Source organism: Tropicibacter oceani (genome assembly GCF_029958925.1).
GTDB lineage: Bacteria > Pseudomonadota > Alphaproteobacteria > Rhodobacterales > Rhodobacteraceae > Pacificoceanicola > Pacificoceanicola oceani.
Map to the genome: position 1 here is coordinate 1,847,645 of NZ_CP124616.1, position 19,427 is coordinate 1,867,071.

At 63.8% G+C, this 19,427-nt stretch carries 20 protein-coding genes; 6 read left to right on the top strand and 14 right to left on the bottom strand.

Annotated elements, in window-relative coordinates; all coding sequences use genetic code 11:
• Positions 1-86: 86 nt before the first annotated feature.
• From QF118_RS08920 to QF118_RS08930, 3 genes are all read right to left on the bottom strand, one after another.
• Positions 87-1,433 (bottom strand): ABC transporter substrate-binding protein, encoded by a 1,347-nt coding sequence (locus QF118_RS08920; protein ID WP_282302274.1) that lies wholly within the window; start codon positions 1,431-1,433, stop codon positions 87-89.
• A 32-nt stretch (positions 1,434-1,465) separates the two neighbouring features.
• Positions 1,466-2,527 carry a LacI family DNA-binding transcriptional regulator gene (locus tag QF118_RS08925; RefSeq protein WP_282302275.1) on the bottom strand — a complete coding sequence of 354 codons (1,062 nt, stop codon included), beginning with the start codon at positions 2,525-2,527 and terminating at the stop codon, positions 1,466-1,468.
• Between the two features lie 103 nt (positions 2,528-2,630).
• Positions 2,631-3,575, bottom strand: a complete 945-nt coding sequence (locus QF118_RS08930) for a sugar-binding transcriptional regulator (protein ID WP_282302276.1) — start codon at positions 3,573-3,575, stop codon at positions 2,631-2,633.
• 218 nt (positions 3,576-3,793) lie between these two features.
• On the opposite strand from QF118_RS08930, the gene QF118_RS08935 reads away from it, so the two are divergent.
• Entirely contained in the window at positions 3,794-3,976 is a 183-nt protein-coding gene (locus QF118_RS08935) for a hypothetical protein (RefSeq protein WP_282302277.1), read from the top strand.
• 42 nt (positions 3,977-4,018) lie between these two features.
• Here the strand turns inward: QF118_RS08935 and QF118_RS08940 are convergent, their stop codons facing one another.
• The 11 genes from QF118_RS08940 to QF118_RS08990 all read right to left on the bottom strand — a co-directional run bounded on the left by QF118_RS08940 (position 4,019) and on the right by QF118_RS08990 (position 15,092).
• Positions 4,019-6,226, bottom strand: coding sequence for a 3-hydroxyacyl-CoA dehydrogenase NAD-binding domain-containing protein (locus QF118_RS08940; RefSeq protein WP_282302278.1), 2,208 nt, complete (start codon positions 6,224-6,226; stop codon positions 4,019-4,021).
• 53 nt (positions 6,227-6,279) lie between these two features.
• Positions 6,280-7,185: a cupin domain-containing protein gene (locus QF118_RS19790; RefSeq protein ID WP_317133905.1), complete on the bottom strand. Its 906-nt coding sequence runs from the start codon at positions 7,183-7,185 to the stop codon at positions 6,280-6,282.
• Positions 7,186-7,188: 3 nt separating this feature from the next.
• Positions 7,189-7,674 (bottom strand): hypothetical protein, encoded by a 486-nt coding sequence (locus QF118_RS08950; RefSeq protein WP_282302279.1) that lies wholly within the window; start codon positions 7,672-7,674, stop codon positions 7,189-7,191.
• Complete coding sequence (locus QF118_RS08955; protein WP_282302280.1) at positions 7,671-8,546, bottom strand: hypothetical protein; 876 nt, start codon at positions 8,544-8,546, stop codon at positions 7,671-7,673. The genes QF118_RS08950 and QF118_RS08955 overlap by 4 nt, the downstream gene beginning before the upstream one ends.
• Positions 8,547-8,552: 6 nt before the next feature.
• The gene (locus tag QF118_RS08960; RefSeq protein ID WP_282302439.1) at positions 8,553-9,764 is read right to left on the bottom strand and encodes an acetyl-CoA C-acetyltransferase; all 1,212 of its coding nucleotides are present in this window, start codon (positions 9,762-9,764) and stop codon (positions 8,553-8,555) included.
• Between the two features lie 21 nt (positions 9,765-9,785).
• Entirely contained in the window at positions 9,786-10,424 is a 639-nt protein-coding gene (locus QF118_RS08965; protein WP_282302281.1) for a glutathione S-transferase family protein, read from the bottom strand.
• 367 nt (positions 10,425-10,791) lie between these two features.
• Positions 10,792-11,925, bottom strand: coding sequence for an acyl-CoA dehydrogenase family protein (locus QF118_RS08970; RefSeq protein ID WP_282302282.1), 1,134 nt, complete (start codon positions 11,923-11,925; stop codon positions 10,792-10,794).
• Between the two features lie 20 nt (positions 11,926-11,945).
• Positions 11,946-12,158 (bottom strand): hypothetical protein, encoded by a 213-nt coding sequence (locus tag QF118_RS08975; protein WP_282302283.1) that lies wholly within the window; start codon positions 12,156-12,158, stop codon positions 11,946-11,948.
• A 45-nt stretch (positions 12,159-12,203) separates the two neighbouring features.
• Positions 12,204-13,985, bottom strand: a complete 1,782-nt coding sequence (locus tag QF118_RS08980; protein WP_282302284.1) for an acyl-CoA dehydrogenase C-terminal domain-containing protein — start codon at positions 13,983-13,985, stop codon at positions 12,204-12,206.
• A gap of 35 nt (positions 13,986-14,020) precedes the next feature.
• A complete protein-coding gene (locus tag QF118_RS08985; protein WP_282302285.1) occupies positions 14,021-14,425 on the bottom strand; it encodes a MerR family transcriptional regulator in 405 nt (134 codons plus the stop codon).
• Between the two features lie 295 nt (positions 14,426-14,720).
• Positions 14,721-15,092, bottom strand: a complete 372-nt coding sequence (locus QF118_RS08990) for a MerR family transcriptional regulator (protein ID WP_282302286.1) — start codon at positions 15,090-15,092, stop codon at positions 14,721-14,723.
• A 115-nt stretch (positions 15,093-15,207) separates the two neighbouring features.
• Here QF118_RS08990 and QF118_RS08995 point away from each other — a divergent pair, with 115 nt between their 5' ends.
• From QF118_RS08995 to trpB, 5 genes are all read left to right on the top strand, one after another.
• Positions 15,208-15,633, top strand: a complete 426-nt coding sequence (locus QF118_RS08995; RefSeq protein WP_282302287.1) for a PaaI family thioesterase — start codon at positions 15,208-15,210, stop codon at positions 15,631-15,633.
• Positions 15,630-16,139, top strand: coding sequence for a PaaI family thioesterase (locus tag QF118_RS09000; RefSeq protein WP_282302288.1), 510 nt, complete (start codon positions 15,630-15,632; stop codon positions 16,137-16,139). The genes QF118_RS08995 and QF118_RS09000 overlap by 4 nt, the downstream gene beginning before the upstream one ends.
• Before the next feature lie 90 nt (positions 16,140-16,229).
• Positions 16,230-17,555, top strand: coding sequence for an MATE family efflux transporter (locus QF118_RS09005; protein ID WP_282302289.1), 1,326 nt, complete (start codon positions 16,230-16,232; stop codon positions 17,553-17,555).
• 68 nt (positions 17,556-17,623) lie between these two features.
• Positions 17,624-17,965, top strand: a complete 342-nt coding sequence (locus tag QF118_RS09010) for a hypothetical protein (RefSeq protein WP_282302290.1) — start codon at positions 17,624-17,626, stop codon at positions 17,963-17,965.
• Between the two features lie 71 nt (positions 17,966-18,036).
• On the top strand, positions 18,037-19,284 hold the full coding sequence (trpB, locus tag QF118_RS09015) for a tryptophan synthase subunit beta (protein ID WP_282302291.1): 1,248 nt from the start codon (positions 18,037-18,039) through the stop codon (positions 19,282-19,284).
• Positions 19,285-19,427: the final 143 nt, after the last annotated feature.

The window sequence follows — 19,427 nt, forward strand, 5'->3', positions numbered from 1 at the left end:
GCGCCCCGGGCTTGACCCGGGGCCTCATGGCCAACAGCGCGAAGGGAAAGGCCCCGGGACAAGCCCGGGGCAGGCAGGGCAGGCAGTTACTCGATGGCGCCCAGTTCGGCGTTCATCGCCGCCACGGCGGCCGCGGCATCGACTTCACCGTCGATGTACTGGCGCACGATGCGGTTGATCGCCTGGCTGTTGATCATCTTCGAAGCCAGCGACAGCTGACCATCGGCGACACCCCAGCGCTGGGCCACGTCCAGACCGCCGACGATCTCGTCGATCATCGCCTTGTCATACAGATCGCCCAGCGGCGCCTTGCGGTCCACGCCCACGGGCAGGGTCGCCCAGAGGTCCTTGAACTTGTTGGGCTCGTCCATGGTGCCAGCACGCACCGGGAACTTGCCCTCGGGCGCGATCGACAGCGTCTGGCCATAGCCTTCGTCCATCGAGAACTTGACGAAATCCATCGCCGCGTCGGTGTCCGCATCGGTGGTGATGCCGAAATAGCGGATGTCGCCCCAGGCCGCGCCATCGGGGTTGGACGGTCCGGCAAAGGTCGTCACGATCCCGGTTTTCGACGCCAGCTCCGGGCTGGTCGGATCGTCGTTGATCGTCGGCGGAGCGCTGTCACGCAGGCCGGCTAGTTCGTCCAGGATGAAGGGCGACCAGATGATCATCGCCGCGTTGCCGCTGAAATACAGGCTGCGCGACTGGTCCCAGTACAGATCCCCCGGAGGCGAGGATTCGGCCAGCTTCTTGTAGAAGTCCAGGACCTCGATGGTCTTGGCCTCGTCCAGCGGTGCAAAGCCATCCGGCCCGACCGGCGACACGCCGTTGGCAAGGAAGACATGCTCCAGCACCTGGCTCATGAAGTTTTCGTCGACCTTGGTCGCGGCGACGAAACCGTACATTTCCGGCGGGTTGTGCAGCGCTTCCAGCGCGGCCTCGACCGCGGCAAAGCTGGTCGGCGCGGCAAGCCCTGCGGCATCGAACAGATCCTTGCGATAGACGATCATCTGCGTCCAGCCATCCACGGGCACCGAGGCGGTTTCGCCCTCGTAGGCCGCCATCGCCAGCGCGCCGGGGGCAAAGCTGTCGGCGCCAAGCGCCTCGATCACCTCGGACGCGGCCTCGGTGTCCAGGATGCCGGCTTCGGCCCAGGGCAGGGCGTATTGCAGCGTGTGATAGATCACGTCCGGCAGATCGCCGGCGGCAAAGGCGGCGGTGGCGCGGGTGCCCAGATCGCTTTCCGAAACCGGGATCACCTCGACCTCGGTGCCGGTCATCTCCTTGAAGGCGGCAGCCATTTCTTCCTGTTTGGCCAGGCGCTCGGGCTGTTCCTCGGTGGTCCAGAAACGAATGGTGTCGGCAGACACGGCGCCGGCCATGAAGGCCAGTACCATCGCGCTGCTGGTCAAAAGTTTCATCTGTCTGGTCATTGTCTTCTCTCCCTTTTTGGTTCTGTTCTGGGTCATTCCGGCAGCGCCCCGTGCGAGCCCCGCTCCTGGAAACTGGCCGGGACCAATTCGCGGCAGTCCTCGACTGCGGCGCCCCGGATAAGATGGATCAGCATTTCGGCCAGACGCGCGCCCGCCTTGCGGGTGTCGACGGCCCATGTGGTCAATTTCGGTTCGATCAGATCGCCCTCGGGGATGCCGTCATAGGACATGATCGACAGGTCGCGCCCGATGTGCAGGCCGCGCTGGCGCGCCGCCTCGTAGGCGCCAAGCGCCGCGCGGTCGACGGAATACAAGATCGCCGTGGCCGGGCGGTCAAGCGACACCAGCCCATGCGCCGCCGCTTCGCCCGCTGCGGCGCCGACCGCCGGGTCGGCGACCAGGCCCGGGTCGAAATCCAGCCCCGCCGCGGCCAGCCCCGCGCGATAACCTTCAAGCCGCAGCTTGGAATAGGTATAGCCGGTGGCCCCGGGCACAAAGCCGATGCGCCGATGCCCCAGTGCCGCCAGCCGCTGGACCGCCTCGGCCATGGCGTCTTCGCTGGCGATGTCGAACCAGGCGCAGCCGGTCGGGTCCTCGGTGCGGCCGTACAGGATGAAGGGGATGCCATGGCTGCGCAGATAGGCGACACGCGGATCGCGCAGTTTCGTGCGCGGCAGGATGAACCCGTCGGCCTTGCGTTCATCGGCCAGCTTTTGCATCAGGCGCAGCGTGTCGTCGTCGCTGGCGGCGGTGGCCACGGTCATGGTCCAGTCCTCGCGCGATGCGGCCTCGGACAGGCCGGCCAGGAATTCGGCCACAAAGGGGCGGTGGGCGTCGTGCTCGGTGACTTCCAGCACCAGCCCGATCGAGCGTGACCGCCCGGTGCGGATCGCCTGGGCCTGGGACAGCGGGCGATACCCCAGCTTGTCCGCTGCCTTGCGCACCCGCAGGCAGGTGGCCTCGGAAATGTCGGAATAGCCGTTCAGCGCCCGGCTGACCGTGCCCTTGGTCAGGTCAAGATGCCGTGCCAGATCCGAGATGGTGACCCGTTTCCCGGACGTTGGTCGTGGCTGTGCAATGGCGCTGTCTTGCATCTGTCGATTCGTCCTCCCGCCCTTAGGGGAACGTCCGAAACCGGTTTCGGCAAGAAATAAGCGCATGTTGCGGCGCAAAATCGTTGCTGCAACTGCAAAGGGATCAGCGCGCGGCGAGGGCCCGCGCGGTGTCGGCGTCGGTCACCAGCCCGTTCAGCAGATCGCCCGCAAGGGCGGCGCGGATGGCGGCCAGTTTGTCCGGCCCGTGGGCGGCGGCAATGGTCGGGCCGTCCGGGGCAGGGCGCAGCGCGGCGCTGCTGACGCGGTCGTTGATCTCGTCGGAAATCAGCTGGCCATCGCGGTCAAAGACAAAGCCGACGATTTCGCCCACCGCGCCCTTGTCGACCAGCCGTTTCTGGTCTTCGGCGGTGATGAAGCCATCGACCACCAGCGGCGGGGTTTCCAGCATCGGCCCGACCCCGACAAAGCGCACGTCGGTGCGTTCGGCCAGGGCGCGGGTATTGGCCAGCGTCGCCTGCCCCAGCAGGGCCAACCGTTCCTCGGCCGAGGCGGCGATGACGGGCAGCGGCATGGGATAGGTCTGGGCCGACACCTTTTCGGTGATGGTGAACAGAACGTTGTAATAGGCGGTGGACCCGTCGGGCGCGATATTGCCGGTCAGCGACACGATCTTGTGTTGCGCGCAGCTGAGATGCGGCATGTGTTCGATCGCCGAGCGCAGCGTGCGCCCAGTCCCCAGCCCGATCACCTGCGGCGCTTCGAGGCCCAGCCAGTTTTCGATCATCACGCCGGTGGCCAGCGCCACGGCCTGCCCCGAGGCCTGCACCGATCCCAGCGAGGGGACGACTTCACAATGGCTCAGCCCATAGCGGTCCTTCAGGGCATGGGTCAGTTCCATGCATTCGGCGATGGGGTGGTCGATCCGGGTCTTGACCAATCCGGCGCTCATTGCCTGGGCGACAAGACGTTGGGCAGACTGGCGCGAAATCCCCATCAGAATGGCGATTTCGTCCTGCTTCATGCCCGCGACATAGGCCAGCCAGGCCGCGCGTGCCGCGTCATCCAGTTTTCTGTCCGCAGATTTCATGGGTCTTTTCCGGTTCGAGCTGGCCGCATCGTGTTGCCTTGTGACCGGAATGGCAAGGGGGCGCGTGACAGTCGGATCATCGTCGCAACGACCTGATCCGGGACAAATGCACCAGGCGGGCTAGTTGTTAACCAATATTCGCTAAGCTCGTCGCATGTACGAAAGCGAGGGGGCGCACCGCAGCCAGGGATCTGGCCCATCGAAAGGATGAACGTCACATGTGTATTTCAGCCGAGGCACTGGCCGTCTTTCTGAACCTTCTGGCCGCCTCTTTGGTCACCACCGAACCGGGGCGTATCGTCATCGCCGCCACATCGGGGGATGTCCATTGGGTCGCGGTCGAGGAAAAGTGGTGCACCATGGCGCCGCAGTTCGACCAGCAAAGACGCCGCGATCTGTAACGCGGCGGGTCGGGCAGGGGCCTTGGCCCCCGCCCGGGATCGTCAGGCCGCTTTCGTGGCCGTGCCGCCGAAGCGGCCGTAAAAGCTTTGGTCCTTGTTGGCCATCTCGCGCAGCAACTCGGGGCAGTGGAAACGCGGCCCATGCGCGGCCTCCAGCTGGTCACAGCGTTCGGCGGCATAGGGGCTGCCGATCATGTCCAGCCAGGACAGCGGACCGCCCGACCAGGGCGCAAAGCCCCAACCCAGGATCGCGCCGACGTCGCCCTCGCGGATATCCTCAAGCACACCTTCCTCCAATGCGCGCACGGCTTCGAGCGATTGCACGAACAGCAGGCGGTGCTGCACTTCGATCAGGTCGGGCTGGTCTTCGGCCTGCGGGTACTGCGCCTTGACGACCTCGGACAGGCCGGTGCGCTTGCCCGCGTCGTCATAGTCGTAGAACCCGGCCTTGGCCTTGCGGCCCAGACGCCCCTGTTCCTCCATCCAGAAGATCACTTCGTCGACCTCGCCGTCGGGATAGGCATCGCCCATGCCGGCGCGGGTGGCGCGGGCAATCTTGGCCCCCAGATCAATCGAGGTTTCATCGACCAGTTGCAGCGGCCCCAGCGGCATGCCCACCATCTTGGCGGCGTTCTCGATCAGCGCGGGCGCAATGCCCTCTTTGACCATGCGAATGCCTTCGTTGATGTAGGGGATGATGCAGCGGTTGGCATAGAAGAACCGCGCGTCGTTGACCACGATGGGCGTCTTGCGGATCTGGCGCACGAAATCCAGCGCCTTGGCCACGGCGCGGGCGCCGGTCTGCTTGCCCTTGATGATCTCGACCAGCAGCATCTTTTCGACCGGCGAAAAGAAGTGGATGCCGATGAAGTTCTCGGCGTTCTTGGACGCCTTCGCCAGATCCGAGATCGGCAGGGTGCTGGTGTTGGTGGCAAAGATGCAATCATCGCCGGTCACCGCATCGACGGCCTTTGTCACCTCGGCCTTGATCCTGGGGTCTTCGAACACCGCTTCGATGATCAGGTCGCAATCGGCCAGCGCATTGTAATCGGTGGTTGCGGTGATGCGGTCGACCATGGCCTTGGCCTTGTCCTCGGTGACCTTCTTGCGCTGCACGCCCTTGGCGGCATAGCTTTCGGTATAGGCCTTGCCCTTGTCGGCGGCGGCCTGTTCGCGGTCCAGCAGGACCACTTCGATCCCGGCCTGGGCGCTGACCAGCGCGATGCCCGCGCCCATCATGCCCGCCCCCAGGATGCCAACCTTGGACACCTTTTGATCGGGCACGTCCTTGGGACGCACCGCGCCTTTTTCCAGCGCTTCCTTGTTGATGAACAGCGACCGGATCATCGCGCCGCTGCTGGGGTTCATCAGCACGTTGACGAACCAGCGCGCCTCGATCTTCAGGGCGGTGTCAAAGGGCACCATCGCGCCTTCGTAGACGGCGCTCAGCAGAGCCTTGGCGGCGGGGTAGACGCCCTTGGTCTTGCCGTTGACCATGGCGCTGGCGCCGACAAAAGTCATGAAGCCCGCCGGGTGATAGGGCGCGCCGCCGGGCATCTTGTAGCCCTTTTGATCCCAGGGCTTGACGATATCGGCATCCTTGGCGTTCAGAACCCATTCCTTGGCCTTGGCCAGCAGGTCCTCGGGGGCCACCACTTCGTCGACGACGCCTGCGCGCATCGCGCCCTTGGGGTCGTTCAGCTTGCCCTCAAGCAGCAAGGGAGAGGCCGCCATCGCCCCCATCTTGCGCACCAGCCGCGTGGTGCCGCCCATGCCGGGGAAAATCCCGACCATGATTTCCGGCAGGCCGATCTTGGCCTTGGGGTTGTCGGCGGCAAAGATGCGGTGGCAGGCCAGCGGGATTTCCAGCCCGATGCCCAGCGCGGTGCCGGGCAGGGCGGCGGCGATCGGCTTGCCGCCCTTGTTGGTCTTGGGGTCCATGCCTGCGCGCTCGATCTTGCGCAGGATGCCGTGGGCGTTCATCGTGCCGTCGAACAGCCCGCGCGCGGGGTCGTCCCCGGCGCTTTCCTTCATCTTGGCGATCACGTTCAGGTCCATGCCCCCGGCAAAGCTGTCCTTGCCCGAGGTCAGCACGATGCCCTTGACGCTGTCATCGGACAGCGCATCGTCGAACAGGGCGTCGAGAAGGGGCCAGGCCTCCATCGACATCACGTTCATGGATTTGCCCTGCACATCCCATGTGATGACAGCGACGCCGTCGTCGCCCTTGACCATGGTGAAATCGTTCATGTCTTGCTCCGTCTGTCGTGTTTCGCGGCCTGCCTGCGGCGTGGGCCGATGTTCTATTCGGTTTCGGGGGATGCCTGCGGCGTGGTTTGGTCCAGGCCAAGCGTCCAGTTGATGTGATCACGCGAACTTTCGATGCTGGTGATGCGCCAGCCGTCGGGCCCGTCATGCAGCCAGAAATGCGACAGCACCGGGTCCATCACCAGTTGCGCGCCGCTCAGAAGGTGCACCTTGGCGGTGACGCGTTTGCGTGTGCCGCCGTCCAGGAATTCGCGGCTTTGGATGTCGCGCACGATGTCGGTCAGGCTGTGCATCCGGATCATGTGCCGATACAGCGCGAAATCCTTTTCCAGCGCCGCGCGGTCCCTGATGACATAGCTGGTGCCATCGCGCCCGGTGATGGTGGTGGGCAGCTCGAACAGGGTTTCGTACAGCGCAAAATCGCCCGAGATCAAAGCCCGCGTCAGGTTTTCGCCGATCGGCTCGAAGATCTCGGCCATCGGCTTTAACGCGCCGCCATCCTTGCGGGTAAAGTGGAAATTGCCGCCCTGGCTTTCGACCTTCATGTCGATGTCCGAATACCAGCCGGTTTCGGTCGGGGTATGGGTGCCGACCACCAGAAAGGCGCCGATGCTGTCCGAGCGGTTGACCATGTGGTGCCCGTTGGGATCGCCCGCCGGAAAGGCGGCGCAATCGCCGGGGCGCATTTCGGTGTCGCCCTTGTCATCGACCAGCGTCAGCACGCCTTCGGTCACCATCAGGAATTCATCCTGCTGTTCGTGCCAATGCCGCAACGATGACATGGCCCCCGGCGCCAGCCGCACCAGGTTGGCACCAAACTGCGTGAGCCCCGAAGCCTGCCCCAGCCGCAGCTGCCGGCGTCCCGCGAACATCTGGTCGTATGGCTTGGGATAGCTGGACCCGGTGGTGACGGGAACTTCGTTCAGATCGATCTTGGGCATCGCTCAGGTCCCGTTCGCCGTATCGGGCCGGGCAGGCGGGCGGGGCGCCAGCCGGCGCGCGGTTGCCGGGTTGATGACCGTCAGGGTCGAGTTCCGGACACCGGCGCGCATGTTCCAGCCTTTCCAGACCCCGTTTTCCAGTTTCAGGGTCTGCGTGCTTTCGAACGGCGGCAAGGCATAGTAGCCGCCAGTCATGATATAAGTCGTGTGCCGCCCCTCGATCCGCGTCATCAGCGCATCCGAGAATTCGGCATGCCGGGCCACCCGGAAATAGGCCGTGGCACCCATCGTCACCATGCTGGCGCGCACTTCCTTGATGGCATCGAACAGATCGTCCATCGTTTCGACCGCCAGTTCGGTATCTTGCGACCGCAGGACCGTGGGAACCGCCAGGTTCTGTTTGACCACGTCCCAATTGCGCTCCCAGACCGCTGTCGTCACCAGGTCCAGATGCTTGCGATAGATCTCCAGTGCGGTGGTTTCGTTCATTGAGTGACCTCCTCGCGCCGCCAGTTCAGATGTCCCAGGCTGTGGTGAACCGCCTTCATCCGCCACGTGCCGTCCGGCATCAGTGCCAGTGTCATCTCGCTTTCGTAGGGGTCCACGACAAAGCGTTCCTTGTTCAGGATATAGGTCTTGTATTGACCACGGATTTCGGTGTCGCTGACAAACCGGGCATTGCGCACGATGCGCAGGATGTCGGTGACCGAGTGAATGCGGAATTCGTCCAGGTACAGCTGGAAATCGGCCCTGAGCTCGGCAAAGTTGCGAATGACGGTGTCGCCATGCCGGCCTTGCATTTCCAGCGGGTAGGCGACGCAGCTGTGCAGCCCCTCGACATTGCCGGTCAGGTAATGCTGGGTGACGACGTTCAAAAGCGCCTGGAACAGGCCAAAGGCCTTCATGTCGTCGCCCTCGAACCCTTGGGGCGGTTGCTGGTGGGCATGGTCCGGCAGGATCGGCCAGCTTTCGTTGGCCAACCCGGATTCGGACCGAAAGTTCTTCCAGCCTCCGCCGGCGCCGCGGCGGAATTTCAGCCGCGTGGTAAAGGGCTCGATCGCCAGATCAGCGCCCTTGAACAGGCTGGTCTGGTGATAGCCGTCCAGCACCCCCAGGTCATCGACCCGGGCCGAAATGCAGATCCGTTTCAACTGGTCAACGCCGCGGCTGTCCAATTCGTTCATGTAGCGATCGAACGAAGCGGTGACCTGGTCGGGATCGTCATAGGTGATGGTCCCGTCCACCGTGGTCATGATCATAGGAAGCTGGATATGCGGCAGAAAGGCAGCAGCATTCCGGTCGCGCATGGCATCGGTCATCGCGTCCAGAATGTCTTGATACTGCTGCCTTGCCTGCTCCATCCGGCCTTATACCCTTTCGATGATCGTGGCGGCGCCCATGCCCGAGGCGATGCAAAGCGTCGCCAGGCCCGTGCCTTTGCCGGTGCGCTCCAGCTCATCCAGCAAGGTGCCGATGATGATCGCGCCGGTGGCGCCCAGCGGGTGCCCCATCGCAATGGACCCACCATTGACGTTGACCCGGTCTGCGTCAACGTCAAAGGCCTGCATGAAGCGAAGAACCACCGATGCAAAGGCCTCGTTGACCTCGAACAGGTCGATGTCGCTGATCGACATGCCGCTGTCCTTGAGGATCTTTTCGGTCACGGGAACCGGGCCGGTCAGCATGATGGTCGGATCGGTGCCGATCTTGGCGGTGGCCCGGATCCGCGCGCGCGGCTTCAGCCCCCATTTTTCGCCAAATTCCTTGTTGCCGATCAAGACACCCGCCGCGCCATCCACGATCCCCGAAGAGTTGCCCGCATGGTGAATATGGTTGATCCGCTCAAGATGCGGGTATTTCATCAGGGCGATCTTGTCGAAACCGGGCATGACCTCGCCCATGTCCTTGAAGGCCGGCTTCAGCCCGCCCAGGCTTTGCATGTCGGTGCCGGGGCGCATGTATTCGTCGCGCTCCAGAATGGGCAACCCGTTGATGTCGCGCACGGTGATGACCGATTTGGCAAAGCGGTTGTCGTCCCATGCGGCGGCGGCGCGGCGCTGGGATTCCATCGCCAACGCGTCAGCGTCATCGCGGCTGAACCCGTATTCGGTGGCGATGATGTCGGCGCTGATGCCCTGCGGCACGAAATAGGTCTCCATGGCCAGGCTGGGATCGACGGCAATCGCCGCGCCGTCACTGCCCATGGCCACGCGGCCCATCATCTCGACTCCGCCGGCGATATAGGCCTCGCCCGCGCCGCCCTTGACCTGGTTGGCGGCCAGGTTCACCGCTTCCATGCCCGAGGCACAGAACCGGTTGATCGCCAGGCCCGGGATCGACTGATCCAGATCAGAGGCCAGAACCGCCGAGCGCGCAAGACAGCCGCCCTGCTCGCCAACCTGGGTGACATTGCCCCAGATCACGTCCTCGACAGCATGGCCCTCAAGGCCGTTGCGTTCCTTGACGGCGTTCAGCACCTGCGCGCTCAGCCGCAGGCTGGTCACCTCGTGCAGGCTTCCGTCACTGCGGCCCTTGCCGCGCGGCGTGCGCAGGGCGTCATAGATATAGGCTTCGGTCATGCTCGTGTCCTTCATTCGTCGTCAGGCGCGGTCCGCGGGGGAACCGGGCATAAGGTCATAGGGGTGCTTCCAGCCAGGAAGGGCCTGGATGTTGGAAAGCCAGCGGTCGATCTCCGGCCAGTCGGCGCGGTCAAAGCCATAAGGCTCGGGGTAGAAGAGATACCCGCAACAGCTGAAATCGGCATTCGTCGGTCCATCGCCCACGATCCAGTCACGCCCCTTGAGATGAGCATTCAGCACAGTATGGGCGCCTTTCAGGCGACCCTGCATGAACTGGATCACAGGTGCGGGGCGTTTTTCCTCGGGCAGGAAATTCATCAGGAACCGGGTCATGCCGGCCTGGCTGGACATCTTGTGGTTGTCCCAGAACATCCAGCGCATGACTTCGCGCGCCTCTTCGGGGGTGGCCCCGCCGAATTTGCCGCTTTTCTCGGTGACATACATCTGGATCACGGCTGATTGGGTCAGCGTGGTGTCGCCATCGACAAGAACCGGGACCTCGCCCATCTCGTTGACCTCGGCCAGATACTCGGGCGTGCGGGTCGCGCCGCCGAAAAAGTCGACATAGACCGGACCCCAGTCCAGGCCGGACAGTTCAAGCGGCAGCGCCGCCTTGTAGGCATTGCCGGATTCCCCGAAGCAGTGAAGTTTGATGGTCATGGCACGAGGCCTCCCGTTGCATGTGATGTCGAGGGCAGAAGCGGGGGCTTCGCGCCCCTGCACCCCCGCGGAGTATTTTCACCAAGAAGAAGCCATAGGTACCTTCGGTAACCGCGAATTAACGTTAATGGCATTTGATCCACCCTGCGGTACAGGCTGGAGAGCCGATGACCGCCCAAGGAGAAGCCCCGCCTCGTTCCTGATGCCAGTCGGCCGGTGTCCGTGGCGGGGTGGACCGACTGCTGCCCGCGCTGCCAACAGGGTTCGATGTTCGGTCCATCTTCTTCTTGGGAAAAATACTCCACGGGGGTCTGGGGGTGTGAAACCCCCAGCGCTGCCCTGCCTGCACACCCTGCGGTCAGACCGGTCAAAGCGCCCTCGCAATCAGCTCTTTCATGATCTCGTTGGTGCCGCCGTAAATGCGCTGCACCCTTGCATCCGTCCACATCTCCGCCACAGCGTATTCCTGCATGAAGCCATAGCCGCCGTGCAGTTGCAGGCAGTCGTCCAGCACCTCGCCCTGCGTATCCGTCAGCCAGTATTTCGCCATCGCGGCCTTTTCCACGCTCAGCGCGCCGCGCAGGTGTTCCTCCATGCAGGCGTCCAGAAAGGCGCGGGCCACGGTTGTCCTTGTCTGGCATTCGGCCAGTTTGAAGCGGGTGTTCTGGAACTGGGTCAGCGGGCCGCCAAAGGCTTCGCGTTCCTTGCAATAGGCGATGGTGCGTTCGACCGCCCCTTCCATCGCGCCCACGGCGCCGCAGCCGATGATCAGCCGTTCCTGCGGAAGCTGCTTCATCATCTGGTAAAAGCCCTGGCCCTCGTCGTCGCCCAGAAGGTTTTCCGGCGCGATCTCGACGTTGTCGAAGAACAATTCCGAGGTATCCGCCGCGTGGCAGCCGATCTTTTCCAGGTTGCGGCCGCGTGAAAAGCCGGTCGCGCCTTCGGTTTCGACCACCACAAGCGAGACGCCCTTGGACCCCAGCGCGGGGTCGGTCTTGGCCGCTACGATGATCAGGTTGGCGTGCTGACCGTTGGTGATAAAGGTCTTTTGCCCCGAAAGCCGGTAGGCATTGCCATCCTTGATCGCGCGGGTCTTGATCCGCTGCACGTCCGATCCGCCCGAGGGTTCTGTCATTGCCAAGGCGCCGACCAGTTCGCCGGTCACCATCTTGGGCAGCCAGCGCTGTTTTTGTTCTTCTGTGCCGTAGGCCAGGATGTAATGCGCCACGATGCCCGAATGGATGCCGTGGCCCCAGGACGCCAGATTGGCGCGCGAGGCTTCGATCAGGATCACCGCCTCGTGGCCGAAATCGCCGCCCGCGCCGCCGTATTCTTCGGGGATCGAGGGGCACAGCAGCCCCAATTCCCCGGCCTGCCGCCAGGTTTCCGGGTCCATCTGACCCTGCTTGCGCCATTTGTCATACAGCGGTTGCCACTCGGTTTCGATGAACTTGCGCGTCATCTCGCCCAACATGGCATGCTCTTGTGTCATCCAACCCATGACCGCTCCTCCCTCATGTCCTATCGTTTCCGATCCTCCAGATCGGCATTGAACAGCTGCAATCGGTGCGCCAGCGCGTCGCTGTCCGTCACGCTGGCGAAGTTTTCAAAGAGGAAAGACAGGGCCTCACCTTCGTCCAACCCGGCCGCAGCGGCAAAGTTCCGAAGGCCACGATAGCCGTCTTCGGTCATCGCAACAGGGAAACGCCGCGTCAGACGAAACCGTTTTGGCATCTTTCCTCCGGTTGGCAGGGCGGGGTCATGCCCCGCACCCTTCCATCAGAAACTTGCGGCGTCCAGCGCCATGACCGTGTCCGCGCCGCTTTGGATGCGGGCCAGATGCGTTGCGGTCATCGGCAGTTGCCGCGCCATGTAATAGCGCCCGGTCGCCAGCTTGGCCTCGTAGAAGGCGGCATCGCCCGTGCCCGAGGCCAGTTTCTGCTGTGCCGCCAGCCCCATGCGGGCCCACATCAGGCCCAGGCAGACATGGCCGAACAGGTGCATGAAGTCATACGACCCGGCCAGCGCGTTGTTCGGGTTCTTCATGCCGTTCTGCATGAAATACATGCCCGCTGCCTGCAGATCCTTGCTGGCGGCCTTCAGCGGCTCAAGGAACTGCGCGTCAAAGGCGTCGTCCTGGCCCTTGGCCTCGGCGGCGAAGGTCTTGACCATGTCGAAGAAGGCCATGACGTGCTTGCCGCCGTCCTGTCCCAGCTTGCGGCCGACAAGATCCAGCGCCTGAACGCCGTTCGCGCCTTCGTAGATCATGGCGATCCGGGCGTCGCGGGCGAACTGGGACATGCCCCATTCCTCGATATAGCCGTGCCCGCCATAGACCTGCTGCGCATTGGTCGCGCAGTCAAAGCCCTTGTCGGTCAGGAAGCCCTTGATCACCGGGGTCAGCAGCGAAATCAGGCCGTCGGCGGCCTTGTCGTCGCATTTATGCGCGCGGTCGATCATCGCGGCGCCCCAAAGGGTAAAGGCCCGCGCCCCTTCGACAAAGCTTTTCTGGTCCATCAGGTTGCGGCGGATGTCGGGGTGCACGATCAGCGGATCGGCCGGGCCGTCCGGGTTCTTGGCGCCGGTCACGTCGCGGCCCTGCAGGCGGTCCTTGGCGTATTCCAGGGCGTTCTGATAGGCGACCTCGGCCTGGGCATAGCCCTGCAGGCCAACGCCGATGCGCGCTTCGTTCATCATGGTGAACATGGCGCGCATGCCCTTGTGTTCCTCGCCCAGCAGGTAGCCGGTTGCCTCGTCATAGTTCATAACGCAGGTCGAGTTGCCGTGGATGCCCATCTTTTCCTCGATCTTGCCGACCGAGACGGGGTTGCGGTCCCCGACCGTGCCATCGTCGTTCACGATGAATTTCGGGACGATGAACAGCGACACGCCCTTGATGCCCTCGGGGCCGCCGGGGATCTTGGCCAGAACCAGATGGATCACGTTTTCCGAAAGGTCGTGGTCACCGGCCGAGATGAAGATCTTTTGCCCGGTCACCTTGTAGGTGCCATCGCCCTGCGGCACCGCCTTGGTGCGCATCAGGCCCAGGTCCGTACCGCAATGCGGTTCGGTCAGGTTCATCGTGCCGGTCCATTCGCAGGTCACCATCTTGGGCAGATAGGTCGCCTTTTGCGCGTCGGTGCCATGGGCATGGATCGCCGAATAGGCCCCGTGCGTCAGGCCCTGGTACATGTTGAAGGCCATGTTGGCCGCCGAAAACTGTTCGCCCACCGCGGTCGCCACCACGTAAGGCAGGCCCTGGCCGCCATACTCGGGGTCGCAGTCCAGCGCGGTCCAGCCACCGGCGCGGACCTCGTCAAAGGCGGCCTTGAACCCCTCGGGGGTGCGCACGATGCCGTTTTCCAGCCTGCAGCCCTGTTGATCGCCCACCGCGTTCAGCGGCGCCATGACGTTTTCCGCCAGTTTGGCCGCCTCGCCCAGGATCGCCTCGGTTGTTTCGGCGTCCAGTTCATCGTAGCCCGGAACATCCTGTTCCGAAATCTTCAGCACATCATGCAAGACAAAAAGCTGGTCTTTGACCGGGGCGGTATAGGTGGGCATTCAGGTCCTCCGTTTGGTATTTTCGGCCGGGTCGTCTATCCGGCCGCGCGGTTTTGTTGTCCGACCGTCGCGATCATGCGCTCGGCCCATTTCATCTGGTCCTGCAGATCCTGTATGGCTGCATTCATGTCGTCGCGCTGGCGGACCAGGTCGGTCAGCCGTTCCTGCGCCACTTCGTAGGATCGCTGCAGCTGGGTCTGCTGCTGGTCACCCACGTGGTACAGATCCAGAAGCTGGCGGATTTCCTCCAGGCTGAAGCCAAAGCGCTTGCCGCGCAGGATCAGTTTCAGCCGGGCGCGGTCGCGCCGGGTAAACAGGCGCTTCTGGCCTTCGCGGATGGGAAACAGCAATTCCTTCTGCTCGTAAAAGCGCAAGGTGCGCGGGGTCACCTCGAAAGCATCGCACATTTCCCGGATCGTCATCACTCGGTCGTCACTCATAATCTGGTCCTCATGTCTCGTAACGTCATGCGAGTTGAGGTGCTGATCTCCCGTTCTTCTTACAATGGGAAAAAACGTTGACGTAACTCATACGCCACGTCACTTGTAAGTTGACGTAACATCAATGAACGTCAAGACGCACCTGCGGCAATTTTCTTTCAAACCGCTTTGGTGTGCCGGGCAGAATGTATCTTGCCATAGGTTGTAGGGGCGCAAAGGGCCCGCCGGGGCGCTGCCGACAGGGGGCGCCGGGGGGCCCAGGCCCGGGCGCGGGGCAGGGGCGGTTCGGGCGCGCTCAGCCGGTCAGGCTGCGCTGGGTTTCATCGCGCAGCGACTGCAGTTCCTGCATGGCGGTGTCCAGCTGTCTGCGCTGCTCTTCCAGCTCGGCCAGCTGGCGGTCGGCCATGGTGATCCAGGCCTTCATCTGCGCTTCGGTGCCTTCGTGTTCGTAGATCAGCAGCCACTGGCGGATGTCCTCCAGCTGAAAGCCGAACTTGCGCCCACGCAGGATCAGCGTCATGCGCGCCACTTCGCGCGGGCCGTAGAACCGCGACCGGCCCTGACGTTCGGGGGTCAGAAGCTCGATATATTCGTAATAGCGCAGCGTCCGAGGCGTGACCTCGAATTTGGCGCACATGTCCTTGAAGCTCAGGCGTGTATCCGGCATCGCTCTTCTCCCTGCGCGCAAGATAGACCTGCGGGCGGGCAAGGGCAACCGCATCTGCAATGCCCGCTTGCAGCGCCGCGCCGCGCTGCCCATAAAGACAAGGAAGGAGATCCGCATGAGTGCAGACAAGGCCACGATCGCCCGCCAGTTCATCGAGCTTATCCCCCACAGCAAGGCGCTGGGCATGGAAATCACCGAGCTGCAGGACGGCGTCGCGGTGATCCGCATGCCCTATGATGCGCGCTTCATCGGTGATCCCGAAACCGGGGTGATCCATGGCGGCGCGGTCTCTGCCCTGATGGACACCTGCAGCGGCGCGGCGGTGATGAGCCACCCCAAGGCGCCGGCCGGAACCGCCACCATCAACCTGCGCATTGATTACATGCGGCCCGCGACCCCGGGGCAGGCGATCACCTGCCATGCCACCTGTCACCACATCACCCGTTCGGTGGCCTTTGTGCGCGCCAGCGCCTTTGACGACGATCCCGACAACCCGGTGGCCTGCGCCACCGGGGCCTTTACCGTGGAGGGCGCGAAATGAACCGCAAGGCCCCCGAACCCGTCCAGATCGTCAAGCAACGCCGCGATGCCGCGCTGGGGGCGCTGGTGACCGGCGTGCCCTATATCCAGTACCTTGGCATCCGCTTCGATCGCCGCGGCGATGAGTTGACCGCCGTGCTGCCCTTTGATGAAAAGCTGATCGGCAACCCGTTCCTGCCCGCCATCCACGGCGGCGTCACCGCCGCCTTTCTCGAGGTCACGGCGATGATCACCCTGAACTGGACATGGCTTTGGGCGGATATCGAATCCGGGGTGCTGGACGCGGACCAGTTGGCGGCGGGGCAGTTGCCGCGCCTGCCCAAGACCATTGATTTCACCGTCGATTACCTGCGCACCGGGCTGCCGCGCGATGCCTATGCCCGCGCCCGCGTGACGCGCTCGGGGCGGCGCTATGCCTCGGTGCAGGCGACGGCCTGGCAGGACAACCGCGACCGGCCCTTCGCCGAGGCCACCGCCCACTTCCTGATGCCCCGCAAGGAGGGCTGATCGCAGTTTCTTTGTGCCCAAAATATCCCGGGGAAGCGCGCAGCGCGGGGGGCAGAGCCCCCAACCCACCCCGCCGCAAAAGCGACCGCCATGACCGACGACAAACCGATCACCCATTCCCGCGTGCTCAAGATCGCCCTGCCGATCCTGCTGGCCAATGTCACGATTCCCATTCTTGGCGCGGTCGACACCGGTGTCGTCGGCCAGATCCCTGCGCCTGAACCCATTGCCGCCGTCGGCATCGGTGCCATCATCCTGTCGGCGGTCTACTGGATCTTCGGCTTTTTGCGCATGGGCACCACCGGGCTGACCGCGCAGGCCGCCGGGTCCGGCAACAGCCCCGAGGTCGCGGCGCTGCTGACCCGTTCGCTGATGATCGGCCTGGCCGGAGGCTTTGCGCTGATCGTGCTTCAGGACCAGGTCTATTGGGCCGCTTTCCGGCTGTCCCCCGCCAGCGCCCAGGTCGAAGACCTTGCCCGCGCCTACATGCAGATCCGCATCTGGTCCGCCCCCGCCGCCATCGCGATCTATGGCATCACCGGCTGGCTGATCGCCCAGGAACGCACCCGCGACGTGCTGATCCTGCAATTCTGGATGAACGGGGTGAACGTCGTCCTTGACCTGCTGTTCGTGCTGCAGCTGGGCTGGGGCGTCGACGGCGTCGCCTTTGCCACCTTTCTTGCGGAATGGTCGGGGCTGGCGCTGGGCCTGTACCTGTGCCGCGCCGCCTTTCGCGTGGCCGACTGGCGCGACTGGAGCCGCGTCTTCGACCGCGAAAAACTGCGCCGCATGGCGGTGGTCAACACCGATATCCTGATCCGCTCGCTGCTGCTGCAGGCGATCTTTGTCTCGTTCCTGCTGCTGGGCGGCCGCTTCGGAGCCGTCACCCTGGCCGCCAACCAGGTGCTGCTGCAATTCCTGCATATCACCGGCTATGCGCTTGACGGCTTCGCCTTCGCCGCCGAGGCGATCGTCGGCCAGGCCTTCGGGGCAGGGGCCGTGGCGCAGATCCGCCGCGGCGCCAAACTCACCTCGCTTTGGGCGCTGATCTTTGCGCTGATCATGGCACTGACCTTTGCCCTGATCGGCCCCTGGCTGATCGACCTCATGGCCAAGGACCCGCAGGTGCAGCAGGCCGCGCGGCTTTACCTGCCGTGGATGGTCGTCACCCCGATCCTGATGCTGGGGCTGATCATGCTGGACGGCATCTTCATCGGCGCCACCCGGTCCGCCGACATGCGCAACATGATGTTCGTCTCGGCGGCGATCTACCTTGCGGCGCTCTGGGCGCTGCTGGAACCGATGGGCAACCACGGGCTCTGGGCGGCCATGCTGATCTCGATGCTGGCGCGCGGGATCACCCTTGGGTTGCGCTATCCGGCGCTGGAACGCGCAGCAGGCGGCGCAAGGGCTTGAGTCAAAGCCTTACCCAGGGTAAGCTGCCCGCGTGGGGGTATCCAGTTCAGTGACCCGGGAGGGACGCAATGTACCACGTGCTCGTTATCGGCCTCAAACCGTCAGGCTGGTTCAAATCACTCTCGCTCAACACGCCGCTTCGCGCGCTCAAGGGCGCGGCCCGCGCCTTGACCGGTTTCAAGGGCGCGCAATTCTTCAGGAATGGCCCCTACATCTATGCCGCACTCAGTTGGACGTCGCCCGGCGCGATCGCGGCATTCGTGCAAGGCGACGGGCTTGCGACCCTCGAACAGGCCGCGCAAACCGCGGCCACCGTGTTCGAAACCCACGCCTTCGTCTGCGAAACGCCGCCCTCGAAATCCGATCTGGTGACGCTCTGGCATTCGGCCCGCCACTCGGCCGCCGCCTGACGCGATTTTCCCAATGGCCTTTTGCCGCTCTGCCTCCTATGTAGATCGACAACAGACAGCGGAGAATTCACATGGCGGACGACCTGTTCAACTCGTTCATGAACGGCCCGGATGAAAAGGGTCGCTTTGGCATTCATGGCGGGCGTTTCGTGTCCGAAACGCTCATGCCGCTCATCCTCTCTCTCGAAGAGGAATACGAAAAGGCCAAGACCGACGACAGCTTTTGGGCGGAAATGGATTTCCTCTGGAAACATTACGTCGGCCGCCCGTCGCCGCTCTATTTCGCCGAACGCCTGACCGAACGCCTTGGCGGCGCCAAGGTCTACATGAAGCGCGACGAGCTGAACCACACCGGCGCGCACAAGATCAACAACGTGCTGGGCCAGATCATTCTGGCCCGCCGCATGGGCAAGACCCGCATCATCGCCGAAACCGGCGCGGGTCAGCACGGCGTCGCCACCGCGACCGTCTGCGCCAAGTTCGGCCTGAAATGCGTGGTCTACATGGGCGCGCATGACGTCGAACGCCAGCAGCCCAACGTGTTCCGCATGAAACTGCTGGGCGCCGAGGTGATCCCCGTGACCTCCGGCCGTGGCACGCTCAAGGATGCGATGAACGATGCGCTGCGCGACTGGGTCACCAACGTGCGCGACACCTTCTATTGCATCGGCACCGTCGCCGGCCCGCACCCGTATCCCGCCATGGTCCGCGATTTCCAGTCGATCATCGGCAAGGAAACCCGCGAACAGATGCACGAGGCCGAAGGCCGTCTGCCCGACACGCTGGTCGCCGCCATCGGTGGCGGATCGAACGCCATGGGCCTGTTCTACCCCTTCCTCGACGATGCATCGGTCAAGATCATCGGCGTCGAGGCCGGCGGCAAGGGCGTCAACGACAAGATGGAGCATTGCGCCTCTCTCACCGGCGGCCGCCCCGGCGTGCTGCACGGCAACCGCACCTACCTGCTGCAGGACGAAGACGGCCAGATCCTCGAAGGCTTCTCGATTTCTGCCGGTCTCGACTATCCCGGCATCGGGCCGGAACATTCCTGGCTGCATGACATCGGCCGCGCGCAATATGTCTCGATCACCGATGCCGAAGCGCTCGAAGCCTTCCAGCTGTGCTGCGAAACCGAAGGCATCATTCCCGCGCTTGAACCCAGCCACGCGCTGGGCCACGTCATGAAGATCGCGCCGAAACTGCCCAAGGATCACATCATCTGCATGAATCTTTGCGGGCGCGGCGACAAGGACATCTTTACCGTCGCCAAGCATCTTGGCGTCGACATGTCCGGCACCGAAGGCCGGAAAATGGACTGAACACCGCCGACGATTTCCAGACAGGGGGCAGCCTTCGGGCTGCCCTTTTTCGTCGGTCCGGGCGGATTTTTGCCCGTTCGGGTCTGGCCGGGGCCTGTTTCTAACCTGGGTTAATGCCGGGGGCGTCAAAACATCTCAAAAAC

Bases quoted from the DNA above. Each gene is read 5' to 3' on its own strand.
- QF118_RS08920 (WP_282302274.1), bottom strand. From the start codon at position 1,433: ATGACCAGACAGATGAAACTTTTGACCAGCAGCGCGATGGTACTGGCC.
- QF118_RS08925 (WP_282302275.1), bottom strand. From the start codon at position 2,527: ATGCAAGACAGCGCCATTGCACAGCCACGACCAACGTCCGGGAAACGG.
- QF118_RS08930 (WP_282302276.1), bottom strand. From the start codon at position 3,575: ATGAAATCTGCGGACAGAAAACTGGATGACGCGGCACGCGCGGCCTGG.
- QF118_RS08935 (WP_282302277.1), top strand. From the start codon at position 3,794: ATGTGTATTTCAGCCGAGGCACTGGCCGTCTTTCTGAACCTTCTGGCC.
- QF118_RS08940 (WP_282302278.1), bottom strand. From the start codon at position 6,226: ATGAACGATTTCACCATGGTCAAGGGCGACGACGGCGTCGCTGTCATC.
- QF118_RS19790 (WP_317133905.1), bottom strand. From the start codon at position 7,185: ATGCCCAAGATCGATCTGAACGAAGTTCCCGTCACCACCGGGTCCAGC.
- QF118_RS08950 (WP_282302279.1), bottom strand. From the start codon at position 7,674: ATGAACGAAACCACCGCACTGGAGATCTATCGCAAGCATCTGGACCTG.
- QF118_RS08955 (WP_282302280.1), bottom strand. From the start codon at position 8,546: ATGGAGCAGGCAAGGCAGCAGTATCAAGACATTCTGGACGCGATGACC.
- QF118_RS08960 (WP_282302439.1), bottom strand. From the start codon at position 9,764: ATGACCGAAGCCTATATCTATGACGCCCTGCGCACGCCGCGCGGCAAG.
- QF118_RS08965 (WP_282302281.1), bottom strand. From the start codon at position 10,424: ATGACCATCAAACTTCACTGCTTCGGGGAATCCGGCAATGCCTACAAG.
- QF118_RS08970 (WP_282302282.1), bottom strand. From the start codon at position 11,925: ATGGGTTGGATGACACAAGAGCATGCCATGTTGGGCGAGATGACGCGC.
- QF118_RS08975 (WP_282302283.1), bottom strand. From the start codon at position 12,158: ATGCCAAAACGGTTTCGTCTGACGCGGCGTTTCCCTGTTGCGATGACC.
- QF118_RS08980 (WP_282302284.1), bottom strand. From the start codon at position 13,985: ATGCCCACCTATACCGCCCCGGTCAAAGACCAGCTTTTTGTCTTGCAT.
- QF118_RS08985 (WP_282302285.1), bottom strand. From the start codon at position 14,425: ATGAGTGACGACCGAGTGATGACGATCCGGGAAATGTGCGATGCTTTC.
- QF118_RS08990 (WP_282302286.1), bottom strand. From the start codon at position 15,092: ATGCCGGATACACGCCTGAGCTTCAAGGACATGTGCGCCAAATTCGAG.
- QF118_RS08995 (WP_282302287.1), top strand. From the start codon at position 15,208: ATGAGTGCAGACAAGGCCACGATCGCCCGCCAGTTCATCGAGCTTATC.
- QF118_RS09000 (WP_282302288.1), top strand. From the start codon at position 15,630: ATGAACCGCAAGGCCCCCGAACCCGTCCAGATCGTCAAGCAACGCCGC.
- QF118_RS09005 (WP_282302289.1), top strand. From the start codon at position 16,230: ATGACCGACGACAAACCGATCACCCATTCCCGCGTGCTCAAGATCGCC.
- QF118_RS09010 (WP_282302290.1), top strand. From the start codon at position 17,624: ATGTACCACGTGCTCGTTATCGGCCTCAAACCGTCAGGCTGGTTCAAA.
- trpB (WP_282302291.1), top strand. From the start codon at position 18,037: ATGGCGGACGACCTGTTCAACTCGTTCATGAACGGCCCGGATGAAAAG.